This window comes from Thermocrinis sp. (genome assembly GCF_036781485.1).
In the GTDB taxonomy this organism is placed as follows: Bacteria; Aquificota; Aquificia; order Aquificales; family Aquificaceae; genus Thermocrinis.
In genome coordinates this window covers 44268-55049 of sequence record NZ_DAIQAX010000007.1, presented here as the reverse complement: position 1 = coordinate 55049, position 10782 = coordinate 44268, and the positions used below count along the sequence as shown (strand labels likewise).

12 protein-coding genes are annotated in these 10782 nt (G+C 42.1%); 5 read left to right on the top strand and 7 right to left on the bottom strand.

Annotated elements, in window-relative coordinates; translation table 11 throughout:
- Nucleotides 1-122 precede the first annotated feature (122 nt).
- The gene (locus tag V7P40_RS05355) at nt 123-488 is read left to right on the top strand and encodes a TraR/DksA C4-type zinc finger protein (protein WP_333784946.1); all 366 of its coding nucleotides are present in this window, start codon (nt 123-125) and stop codon (nt 486-488) included.
- The gene (locus V7P40_RS05350) at nt 481-1692 is read left to right on the top strand and encodes an aminotransferase class I/II-fold pyridoxal phosphate-dependent enzyme (protein WP_333784945.1); all 1212 of its coding nucleotides are present in this window, start codon (nt 481-483) and stop codon (nt 1690-1692) included. The genes V7P40_RS05355 and V7P40_RS05350 overlap by 8 nt, the downstream gene beginning before the upstream one ends.
- On the opposite strand, the gene V7P40_RS05345 is transcribed toward V7P40_RS05350, so the two are convergent.
- From V7P40_RS05345 to V7P40_RS05315, 7 genes are read right to left on the bottom strand one after another with little or no spacing between them, the layout of a single operon-like run.
- Complete coding sequence (locus V7P40_RS05345) at nt 1689-2324, bottom strand: phosphoribosyltransferase family protein (RefSeq protein WP_333784944.1); 636 nt, start codon at nt 2322-2324, stop codon at nt 1689-1691. The two genes, V7P40_RS05350 and V7P40_RS05345, sit on opposite strands and share 4 nt — an antisense overlap.
- A complete protein-coding gene (locus tag V7P40_RS05340; protein WP_333784943.1) occupies nt 2321-2980 on the bottom strand; it encodes a TrkA family potassium uptake protein in 660 nt (219 codons plus the stop codon). The genes V7P40_RS05345 and V7P40_RS05340 overlap by 4 nt, the downstream gene beginning before the upstream one ends.
- Nucleotides 2977-4305 (bottom strand): TrkH family potassium uptake protein, encoded by a 1329-nt coding sequence (locus V7P40_RS05335; protein WP_333784942.1) that lies wholly within the window; start codon nt 4303-4305, stop codon nt 2977-2979. The genes V7P40_RS05340 and V7P40_RS05335 overlap by 4 nt, the downstream gene beginning before the upstream one ends.
- A complete protein-coding gene (gene radC, locus V7P40_RS05330; RefSeq protein WP_333784941.1) occupies nt 4292-4972 on the bottom strand; it encodes a DNA repair protein RadC in 681 nt (226 codons plus the stop codon). Before radC ends, V7P40_RS05335 begins: the two co-directional genes overlap by 14 nt.
- Nucleotides 4972-5229, bottom strand: a complete 258-nt coding sequence (locus tag V7P40_RS05325; protein ID WP_333784940.1) for a hypothetical protein — start codon at nt 5227-5229, stop codon at nt 4972-4974. The genes radC and V7P40_RS05325 overlap by 1 nt, the downstream gene beginning before the upstream one ends.
- Complete coding sequence (locus V7P40_RS05320; protein WP_333784939.1) at nt 5216-6604, bottom strand: UDP-N-acetylmuramoyl-L-alanyl-D-glutamate--2,6-diaminopimelate ligase; 1389 nt, start codon at nt 6602-6604, stop codon at nt 5216-5218. The genes V7P40_RS05325 and V7P40_RS05320 overlap by 14 nt, the downstream gene beginning before the upstream one ends.
- A gap of 17 nt (nt 6605-6621) precedes the next feature.
- A complete protein-coding gene (locus V7P40_RS05315) occupies nt 6622-7101 on the bottom strand; it encodes a tetratricopeptide repeat protein (RefSeq protein ID WP_333784938.1) in 480 nt (159 codons plus the stop codon).
- Nucleotides 7102-7322: 221 nt separating this feature from the next.
- Between V7P40_RS05315 and V7P40_RS05310 the strand changes: the two genes are divergently transcribed.
- Genes V7P40_RS05310 through V7P40_RS05300 form a run of 3 tightly spaced genes read left to right on the top strand, consistent with a single transcriptional unit; the run spans nt 7323 to nt 10520 of the window.
- The gene (locus V7P40_RS05310) at nt 7323-8024 is read left to right on the top strand and encodes an NAD-dependent deacylase (RefSeq protein ID WP_333784937.1); all 702 of its coding nucleotides are present in this window, start codon (nt 7323-7325) and stop codon (nt 8022-8024) included.
- A gap of 7 nt (nt 8025-8031) precedes the next feature.
- Nucleotides 8032-8604, top strand: a complete 573-nt coding sequence (locus tag V7P40_RS05305; RefSeq protein WP_333784936.1) for a DeoR family transcriptional regulator — start codon at nt 8032-8034, stop codon at nt 8602-8604.
- Between the two features lie 20 nt (nt 8605-8624).
- The gene (locus V7P40_RS05300; protein WP_333784935.1) at nt 8625-10520 is read left to right on the top strand and encodes a 2Fe-2S iron-sulfur cluster-binding protein; all 1896 of its coding nucleotides are present in this window, start codon (nt 8625-8627) and stop codon (nt 10518-10520) included.
- Nucleotides 10521-10782 lie beyond the last annotated feature (262 nt).

Below are 10782 nucleotides of genomic sequence, written 5' to 3'. Positions count from 1 at the left end.
AATAAGAGGCTTTACTGCGCGGGGGTCTTTTTGTTTTCCAAGGGCCTGAACCGCTATGTCTCCTATCCGCCCAAGGACATTTGCCACTGCTATACGAATCCTGCGGTTATAATTTAATCCCTATGCACCATTTAACTGAAGAGCAGATTGCACAGATAAAGGAAGCGCTCCTTGAGCTTAGGAATAAGGTCCTAAGCTCTGCCCAAGAGCAGATAAAGGATCCATCCAACGTGACCTTTGAGGGTGGAGACGAGATAGACAGGGCTAACTTAGAAACTGGCAGATACATAAGTTTGCAAAGGATAAAAACCAGAGAACTTAAGCTTTTAAGGAAGATAGACTATGCACTGTATAAAATAGATATGGGTAGCTATGGAATATGTGAAAGTTGTGGTGCCCCCATACCTTTTGAAAGGTTGTTGGCAAGACCTGTAACCACCATGTGCATAAACTGCAAGGAATTAGAAGAGGAAAGGGAACATGACTGAAGAGTGGATGTTTCCAAGGGTTAAAAAGCTTCCAAAGTATGTATTTGCTATGGTCAATGATCTAAAGTATAAGCTCAGGAGGGAAGGAGAGGACATAGTGGATTTGGGAATGGGAAATCCAGACCTTCCACCCGCTCCGCACATAATAGAGAAGCTCTGCGAGGTGGCAAGAAGGGACAACGTGCACGGATACTCCGCATCAAAGGGAATCCCAAGATTGAGAAAGGCTATATGTGATTTCTACAAAAGGAGGTATGGGGTTGAGTTAGACCCAGAAACCCAAGCCATAATGACCATAGGTGCAAAGGAAGGATATTCGCACCTCATACTGGCCATTGTGGAGCCCGGAGATTCAATCATAGTTTCCAACCCAACTTATCCCATACACTACTATGCACCTATAATAGCTGGTGCGGACGCTCTGTCCATACCTATCATCCCAGATGAAGAAGAAGACTTTGAGGAAAGCTTTCTGAAAAAAATTTACGATACTGTTAAGTCTTCTTACAGAAAACCCAAAGCGTTGGTTCTTAGCTTTCCCCACAATCCTACCACTTTGTGCGTAAGTCTTGACTTTTTCAAAGAAGTGGTCGGCTTTGCAAAAAAGGAGGGCATATGGATAATCCACGATTTTGCCTATGCAGATTTAGGCTTTGATGGATACGAACCTCCAAGCATACTGCAGGTAGAAGGGGCAACTGATGTAGCTGTGGAGATTTATTCAATGTCTAAGGGCTTTTCTATGGCAGGTTGGAGGGTAGCCTTTGTTTTAGGAAACGAAATACTCATAAAAAACTTAGCTCATCTTAAAAGCTACCTTGATTATGGAGTTTTTACACCCATACAGGTAGCGTCAATAATAGCTTTAGAAAGCCCTTACGAAATAGTGGAAAAAAACAGAGATGTTTATCAAAAGAGGCGGGATGTGTTGGTGGAAGGGCTAAACAGAATTGGTTGGGAAGTGCAAAAACCCAAGGCCTCTATGTTCGTTTGGGCTCGCATACCTGAATGGGTTGGTATGAACTCCCTTGATTTCTCTCTCTTTCTGCTAAAGGAAGCAAAGGTGGCTATTTCTCCGGGCATAGGTTTTGGTGAATACGGAGAAGGCTACGTAAGATTTGCGTTGGTAGAAAACGAAAACAGGATAAGACAGGCTGTAAGAGGTATAAAAAGAGCCCTTCAAAAATTCAGACAAACAGTTTAGAACTCTTTTGTAAGAAAAAAGGCGTGTGTTTGCTCTGCTCCTACAGAGAGCAAAAGCTCACAAAGACGGGATATTGTCCCTCCAGTGGTTAGCACGTCATCCACGATCAGAACCTTTTTGCCTTCAAGGACTTCTATCCACTCTTCTCTCAATGTGTGAGTTTGGGATGCTTTAATCCTTTTTTTCTTATCCAGTCTTGCCATAGGGGGGTCAAAGCCAACTCTTTTAAAAACCCGCTGATAAGGTACCCCCGCACCTTTTAGGATCTCTTCTATTTGATTGAAACCTCTGGTCCAAAATCTTCTGAGGTTTAACTCAGGAAAGGTTATTATGTCTGGGTTTGTCTGCTCTATAAATTCCCAAAGATGGTCCTTTATAGCTTCTCCCAGCCATCTTGCTAAAAAGGGATTGTTAGAAAACTTTATCTGTTGCAAAATGCTCTTTAGCACACCTTCGTATTTTCCAAAAACTCTGTAGGAAAAGACATAGGGTATGGGTGTGTATTCAATCGGGTGGAAAGGTTTTATATCCTGGATGCACTCCTTGCAAAGGAAGAGATCCCCCATAGCTGGACTTTGGCAGTGGATGCACTCTGACTGAGAGATCCCCAAGAGCCTTAGGAATTTTCTCATTTAGAAAGCTCGCTTAACTTTGCAGTGGTTCCAAGGACAACCAGGATATCCCCTGGCAATATACGCTCATCGCCTGAAGGATTAACCAACATAGCCTCTCCCCTCTTTATGGCCAACACGCTAATTTCAAAGCGTTTTCTTAGGTCTAACTCCTTCAGAGATTTTCCTTGCATGAACTCAAAGGCTTTGATCTCGAAGATACTATACTTTTCCCCAATGGGTATCTCTTCTATGAATTCTCCGATCAGTAGAGAATGAGCAAGTCTTATAGCCATATCTCTTTCTGGATAGATCACCCTGTCCACTCCGAGCCTTTCTAAGATTTTGCCGTGCATCGGGTTAGCCGCTTTGGCGATAACCTCTTTTACTCCCAACTCTTTCAGTTGAACCACTATGAGAATACTTGCCTCTATGTTTTCTCCTATGCTCACTACAACCGTATCTGCATTGACTATGCCGGATTCCTTTAGAGCTTTTTCATCGGTAGCATCAAGGACAAAGGCCATAGATACAAGGTCTGCTATCTGCCGAACCTTTTCCTCATCTGAATCGCAGGCTATAACCTCCGCCCCACCTTGAGCTAAGGTCTTAGCCACGTGGTGACCAAACCTTCCAAGTCCTATGACCCCAAAGATTTTATCCTTTACTCTTTTCATAGCAATATTCTTGCCTCAGGAGGTTTTACTCTGCTCTCTCTACCTTTGCCGTAGATGGCGAGCATAAAGCTCAGTATTCCTACCCTTCCCATCAGCATAGTAATTATAATTATCATCTTCCCGATTGGAGAAAAATCTGCGCAGAAGCTAAGCCCTTGAGAGTTTCCCATAGAAAGACCTACTGGAGAGAAAGCAGAAACTGTTTCAAACAACGTGGGAAGCAAGGATGTTCCTTCCAACTTGGTTAATAATAAGGCAACAAAGGTAGTGTATGCAAAGGAGAGAGTAAATATGGTTATTGCCCTTTGGACTGTAGCTTCGGTAACGCTCCTTCCAAATATAACCACCTGATTTCTACCGCTCAGGTAGCTATGCACCACCAAAAGGATCACTACCGCAGTGGTTATTTTTATTCCACCCCCTGTGCCACCTGGACCGGTACCTATGAACATAAGCACTATGATCCAGAAAAGACTGCCTTCGGAAAACTCCCTAAGGTCCACAGTATTAAAGCCCGCAGTCCTTGCAGAAACGCTGTGGAAAAAGGCCACCAGTATTCTTTCCTTTAGACTAAGCTCGTTCCATCGGATGGTCTCCAGCAAAAGCAGGATAAATCCTAAAAGGAGCAAAAAGCCGCTAAAGGTTAGCACGATCTTGGTATGAGTGGATAGCCTGAGAACCTGTCCCCTGTAGTAAAGCATTAGCTCTTGGATTACGTAAAAGCCAAGACCTCCCAAAACAATAAGCACTGAAAAAATGAAGTTTACCAGTATGTTTCCCCTATATGGTCCCAAACCCTCTGGGAGTATGCTAAAGCCAGCGTTGTTGAAGGCAGAAACTGAATGAAAGATCCCCTGCCATAGAGCACTCAGCGGGTTTGAAAAGTCCCTAAGGAAAAGAAAGAAAAGAAAAAAAGCTCCTGTAAGCTCTATTAGAAAAACTATAGGAACAAGCCTTTTTATAAACCTTACCAGTCCGTGCATGCCGGGATAGTTCATGGACTCTGCCAAAAGTAGCCTGTCCCTTAAGCTCAGCCTTCTTCTTAGCAATATCAAAAAGTAGGTGGTAAATCCCATGTATCCGAGACCACCTATTTGGATTAGCATAAGGATCACGAGCTGACCAAAGGGAGTAAAGGTGGAAGGAGTATCAACCACCACCAATCCTGTTATAGTAGTAGCAGAAGTGGCAGTAAAGAGTGCATCTAAAAAGCTTATGTCTTTGTATGTGGAGATAGGAAGAGAGAGAAAAAGGGAGCCTACGAGTATAACCAATATGTAAGAGAGAAGTATCAGTCTGTGAGGAGTAAGCTCAAAGGTGCCCATTAGCTTTCATGGAGTAATAGTCGTCTCTGGTGAGGATGATGTGATCGAGTAGATCAAAACCTAAAAGCTGGCACGCCTGTTTTAGCCTTCGGGTAAATTCTATGTCTTCCTTTGAGGGCTTAGCCTCCCCTTTGGGATGGTTGTGAAATATTATTATTGAACTGCATCCGTTTTTTATGGCTCCATAGAGAATGTCCTTAGGTTCTGCATACAAAGAGTTCATCCTACCGATGGCTACTATCTCAAAGTCTATCACCTTGTTTGTGGGTGTAAGATAAAGAGCTATTAGATGCTCTCTCCTTTCGTCCAATGGGACCTTTTCTTTTACAAACCTGTAAGCCTCTTGTGGTGATGATATTTTAAATCCTGAGTATGGATCATTTATTCTCTTTGACAATTCTATAACCGCCTTTAGCTGACAAGCTTTGGCAAAACCTAAACCTTTTATTTCCTTTGTCAGCTGTTCTACGCTCATAGAGTTTATCTTGTTCCATCCAACCCCAACTACCCTTTTAGCCAAACTCATCACATCCTCCCCCTTGCTACCAGACCCTAAGATTATCGCAACAAGCTCCTCTTCCGACAAAACTTCTGCCCCAAGCCTGCTTAGCTTCTCCCTTGGTCTTAGGTCCTTTGGTAGTTTCTTTATAGATTTTTCTTCATACATCACGAGCCAAGCATAAAGTCAAGGATGGAAGCTTCTATCTGCACTTCCCATTCTTGAAAAGCTTGCTCTTTGTTTTCTACCTGCACATATCCGTCCCTTTCCAGATATAGAATAATCTTTGCTAAATTGGCAAGACCGCAAAGCCTTGCAGATTGCAAGTTTGTTATTTTTATCTTGGGAAAAGGCGTCTCCGCTTCCTTGTAGATTCTCAAAAGCTCATCCTTAAGGTGGTAGTAGAGGTTCTCAAGGTCGCACATTAAAGACCTCCTTTATAACATTTTGATCTCTAAAAGGATGCTTCACACCCTTTATTTCTTGATAATCCTCATGACCTTTTCCTGCAATAAGGACCACATCCCCTTCCTTTGCATTCTGCAATGCAAGCTTTATTGCTTCCCTTCTATCCTTTTGAACAATGACCTTATCCAAATTCTTTATTCCTTTTAGTATATCATCTATTATGTCTTCTGGTTCTTCCCATCGTGGATTGTCAGAAGTGATAACCACCATATCTGCCCACCTCTCCGCCACCGAGCCCATCAAAGGTCTTTTAGTCTTGTCCCTGTTTCCACCTGCACCAAACACCACCCACAGCTTACCCTTGGTGAGCTTTCTGGCTGTGATGAGTACTTTTTCTAAAGCGTCTGGCGTGTGGGCATAATCCACGATTGCCAATTTTCCGTCTTTGGAAAAAGTTTCAAACCTGCCGGGCACCAAAACATTTCTAACACCCTCCTGTATAGCATCCCTTTCCAAACCAAAGAGGAAGCCTACAAGAATACTGGCACTTAAGTTGTAAGCTTGAAAGTCTCCCCTCAAATTTGAAAAAAACTCAAAAGTCTTTCCCTGCCACTCCAATTTTAGCCTGCTGCCTTCCAAAGAAGTTTCAAAATCTAAAATCTTCAGATCTCCCATTTTTCCGTAAGTCAAAGCTTTTCCCTGCAGTTCTTCAAGGACCCTTTGACCGTAAGGATCATCCGCATTGGTTATGGCATAATCCCACTCGTATTCTTTAAAAAGCCTAAGCTTAGCTCTAAAGTAGTTTTCCATAGTGCCGTGGTAGTCAAGATGGTCCTGAGACAGGTTAGTAAAGAGAGTGATAAAAAACTTTGTGCTCCATATTCTTTTTTGATCCAATGCGTGGGAAGATATTTCCGAAACTACAGCCTTCGCCCCGTCATTTAGCATCTGCCTGAGGGTTTGGTGCCACTTTACAGGGTCTGGCGTAGTTCTTCCTTCGTATTCATACACCTTTTTTCCAAACCTGTAATATATTGTACCCATCAAACCTGTGGGTATTCCCCCTTTGTTTAGTACAGACTCTATCAAATGGGTTGTGGTACTCTTTCCGTTGGTGCCTGTAACACCTATGACCTTAAGGTTTTGAGAAGGCTTTCTAAAAAATTCGTTTGCAAGCTCTCCCAAAACCTTGCGTGTGTCCTCTACTTTGACTATTCTTGGATCCTGAATGCCTACGTCCTTCTCTACATAAACCAAAGAGGCTCCCTTTTCTAAAGCTTCCTTTACAAACTGATGACCATCTACGGATGTGCCCTCAATGGCAACAAAAATCCATCCTTCCTGAACTTCTTTTGAATTTTGAGTAATTCCTTTACTTGGAAAAGGGCTCACCGGAAAAATATTTTAAATCAATTTAACATAGCAATTATCTGATGCTTTAGGATATGGGCTGGTTTGTAGTTTGGTGCTATTCTGATAGCGTTTTCTAGCTCCCACAGCGCTTCTTTGAACATACCCTTTGCCAAATACACACGGGCAAGGTTCATATGAGGATAATGCCTTGGTTCGTAGTTTTTCGCAACTATTGCTTTCTTCAACCAAGGAATAGCGTCGTCATACCTTCCAAGAGCTATAAGATAAGAGCCAATATCGTTGTATGGGTTTCCAAAATCCGGGTCTAGTTCAATAGCTTTCAAACACAGTTCTATAGCTTTTTCGTAGTCTCCCTTCATACTATAGGCCCAACCCATAAAGGTGTAGGTAATGGCAGTAGGGTAGATTTCAGCTGATTTTTTGTAAAGCTCTATAGCTTTATCCAACTCTCCAATCATATGATACCGGTAAGCCTTTTGAAAAAGCTCCTCTCCAAACTTTCTCACGTCCTTCATGTTAGACCTCCATATATTAATATAGTATGCTAATAAAATTTGACAATACCTAACTAATTATATTTAAACCTTATTTATTATTTTTTACATACCAGCCGGTTAAGCCTCTCTGCCATGGTTTCTGATATTGCGCAACACAATGCAAAAAAAGCCTCTAACACACGCCTAAGGTTAAACTAAAAGGGTTACCCCCTTTGCTATATGCCTTAACTTTTTAAATAATGAAAGAGCTTATTCTTGTCCTGACAGGGGCGGGCATATCGGCAGAAAGTGGGATCCCTACCTTTAGAGGGGAAGGAGGACTTTGGAAGCAGTTTAAGCCAGAAGAGCTTGCCACACCGCAGGCTTTTTTCGAAAATCCTAAGCTTGTTTGGGAGTGGTATGATTGGAGAAGGCAGATAATAAGCAAAGCAGAGCCTAATGAAGCTCATCTACTTTTGGCTAAGTTGGAAAGAAGATTGGAGAATTTCTTCATAATCACTCAAAACGTGGATGGACTACACCAAAAGGCGGGGTCCAAAAAGGTCATAGAACTTCACGGAAATATCTGGAGGGTCAAGTGCACAAATTGTAAAGAAGAGTATGAGCTTTATGAAGCACCACTTAAAGAAATTCCACCAAAATGTAAGTACTGCGGTGGATTGCTAAGACCTGCAGTCGTTTGGTTTGGAGAAGGTCTTCCAGAGGATGCTCTAACTAAAAGCTTTATACTTTCTCAAAATTGTAGCGTTTTTTTAGTAATAGGAACCTCCGGTGTGGTCTATCCAGCGGGATACTTGCCTTTTATAGCAAAACAACATGGAGCAAAGGTTGTGGAAATAAATCCAAACAACACGCCTATATCGGAAATAGCGGACGTAGTAATAAGAGAAAAAGCAAGCAAAGGACTTGAGAAATTTTTAAAAGAGATATTAAATTTTTAAGGTAAAAATGAGCAGAAAGGACCAGATATTAAACCTTATAGCCAATGGCTACAATACGGTAAAATCGCTGGCAGAATATTTTAACGTTTCTTTGATGACCATATACAGAGATGTTAGGGAATTAGAGAGGGAGGGAAAGATAATCAGAAAACATGGAGAGCTGCTTTTAAAATCTGAGGAAGAACAATTCCAAGAAACTGGAGTATGCGCTTATTGTGGGAAGACCTTGGATAGACGTTTAGAATTTGTGTATAGACTTAAAAGTAAAGCTACTTTTGCTTGTTGTGCCCACTGTGGGCTGTTGCTCTATAATGATGTTCAGGATAAAGAGATTCAATCTTGTATGACACGGGATTTTATATCAGGAAACCCTATAAATTGCTTTTCTGCTTGGTATGTGGTAGGATCCTCTGCCAAGCCTTGTTGCATTCCTTCCGTTATAGCTTTTGGCAATAAGGAAGATGCAGAGAGGTTTGCCAGAGGGTTTGGCGGGAAGGTTTTTGACTTTGAAACAGCCCTCCATGCTGTAGAGGAGCTTATGAAAAGAGGGCACCAAGTAGTTTGGGAGAAGATGTTATAGTGTATATAAGGAGGCAGACCATGGCATCCATAGTCAGCATAACTGTAGATGGAAAACAGATTAAAGCCGAAAAGGGCAAACCGCTTCTTCAAGCTTTGCTGGATGCAGGTATTCAAGTTCCCTACTTTTGCTATCATCCAAGGCTAAGGATAATAGGTGCCTGTAGGATGTGCATAGTTTATAACGAGAAGACTGGAAGGCTCATTACTTCTTGTAATACGCCCGTGGAAGAGGATATGGTAATATCCACCAAGCATCCTTTGGTAGTTCAAAATCAGAAGTATCTACTGCAAGCCTTTATGACAAGACATCCCTTAGACTGTCCAATATGCGACAAGGCTGGAGAGTGTGATCTTCAGAACTACGGAGCTCTGTTTGGACCACAAAAACAGATAGTGCCCGTCTCTGCCCTTGAAAAAGAAAGGCATCAACTGGACTGGGAGAGCGACTTTCTGGAGTATTACTCAAACCGTTGCGTAGTTTGCTACAGATGCACCAGAGCGTGTGATGAGGTAGTATCCGCAAAAGCTCTGTATGTGGAAGAGAGAGGCTTTCAGGCAAACATAGCGCCAGCAGTAAGACCTATGGACACATCCACCTGTGAGATGTGCGGGCTGTGTGTCTATGTTTGTCCCGTAGGTGCTATCATCTCAAAACCTTTTAAGTATTGGACAAGAAGCTGGCTACTTAGAAAGGGTCTGACGGCATGCAATCTTTGTTCGGTTGGCTGTCAGATCCAAGTGGAGTATGGTGTGGGAGATTGGAGGTCAGCAGAAAAGGTTTATAGAACAAAACCAACAGATAGCTTAGACATATGCGCAAAGGCTTTCTTTGGATATGACGCACTCAACCAAAGCCGTCTGAAAAGCCCAGAACTCTTTGGAAAGGAAGAGTCTTATGGAAACATGTCCCAGCTTATAAGCACCTATCTTAGAACAAATCAAGGAAAAACCGCAATAATTCTGTCTTCTTACCTAAGCAACGAGAGCCTGTTGGCTATCAAAGAGATAGCCCAAAGGTGCGGTGCGATTATAACATCAACCTTAAGCGCAAATCTCTACCCTTTCTTGGAATCTTACGGAACTTACGAACCCTTTGAGTGGAAAAAGATAAAAGAATACGATCAATTCCTTTTGATAGGAGAGGACCTAACATCTACAGCCACCGTGCTGTCTTATTACATAAAGGGCAAAGTTTATAAGATAGGCAGGGTAGAAAGGGACGCGAAGTTAGGACCTGTAGAGATCAGCTTGGATGATCTGAGCTCTTTGGAAGGTGAAGGTTTAGTGGTGGTAAATCTGGAAGGGTTGGTGGGTGATGAGGCAAGGCTTTGGGGTGAGAGAATAAGAAAGTTTAAAGAAGAAAAGGGCTGGGATGTGATGTTGGTGTGTAAGGAGGCAAATTTCTTAGGTGTTCTAAAGACTTTTTCCTCTGAAGAGATCTCTCCCATAGATGTGGTGGTTGAAGAGATTGAAAGGGGAAACATAGCAGATCTTTTGATCTTTGGAGAAGACGTTTTAGACCTTTATCCTCTGGACAGGATATTAAGTCTCAAAGACAAGGTAGAGCACTTTATAGTCTTTTCTCCTTTCTTTGATGGGCTTGCCTCTTACGCATCTATTAGAGTTCCTATGTTTCTTATGGGTGAAGAAGATGGCACATATCTTAGCCTTATGGGAGAGGTAAAGACTAAAAAGTTCTTGCCTTGGGGTGGAAGTTTAAGCCAATTTTTGATGAACCTTTCAGAGCTTTTGCCAAAAGAAAAGGTAGGTATAAAGAAATTGGAAGGAATGACTTCCCTTGAGAACTCCCTCTTTAAGGTCCATCTTTACAAAGGTAGTTGGATAAACACAAGAAGCGAAAACTTGAATAAGCTCTATACTAAAAATTCCGTAGAGGTGGCGACAAATGTTTAGAACTTTTAAATTTTTAGCACTGTTTTTGGCTTTGGCTTTTGCCTTTTCTCCTGAGATGAAACTCAAATAACCCACTACCATCCAGACCACTGGTATGGCGCAAAAACATATAAACAGCTGGGTGCAAAGATAATAGCCCATAACAGGCTTTTAGAAGAGTATAATTGATCAAAGCAAAGGTTCAAAGGTTTATTTGATGATGTAGAACTTGTGCCACCAGACATAGTGGTAAAGGAATCCTTAGAGTTAAAAGTAGGGGGTG

Coding starts and splice junctions, on each gene's coding strand:
- V7P40_RS05350 (WP_333784945.1), top strand. CDS start 481: ATGACTGAAGAGTGGATGTTTCCAAGGGTTAAAAAGCTTCCAAAGTAT.
- V7P40_RS05325 (WP_333784940.1), bottom strand. CDS start 5,229: ATGTGCGACCTTGAGAACCTCTACTACCACCTTAAGGATGAGCTTTTG.
- V7P40_RS05315 (WP_333784938.1), bottom strand. CDS start 7,101: ATGAAGGACGTGAGAAAGTTTGGAGAGGAGCTTTTTCAAAAGGCTTAC.
- V7P40_RS05355 (WP_333784946.1), top strand. CDS start 123: ATGCACCATTTAACTGAAGAGCAGATTGCACAGATAAAGGAAGCGCTC.
- V7P40_RS05310 (WP_333784937.1), top strand. CDS start 7,323: ATGAAAGAGCTTATTCTTGTCCTGACAGGGGCGGGCATATCGGCAGAA.
- V7P40_RS05345 (WP_333784944.1), bottom strand. CDS start 2,324: ATGAGAAAATTCCTAAGGCTCTTGGGGATCTCTCAGTCAGAGTGCATC.
- V7P40_RS05335 (WP_333784942.1), bottom strand. CDS start 4,305: ATGGGCACCTTTGAGCTTACTCCTCACAGACTGATACTTCTCTCTTAC.
- V7P40_RS05305 (WP_333784936.1), top strand. CDS start 8,032: ATGAGCAGAAAGGACCAGATATTAAACCTTATAGCCAATGGCTACAAT.
- V7P40_RS05300 (WP_333784935.1), top strand. CDS start 8,625: ATGGCATCCATAGTCAGCATAACTGTAGATGGAAAACAGATTAAAGCC.
- V7P40_RS05340 (WP_333784943.1), bottom strand. CDS start 2,980: ATGAAAAGAGTAAAGGATAAAATCTTTGGGGTCATAGGACTTGGAAGG.
- radC (WP_333784941.1), bottom strand. CDS start 4,972: ATGTATGAAGAAAAATCTATAAAGAAACTACCAAAGGACCTAAGACCA.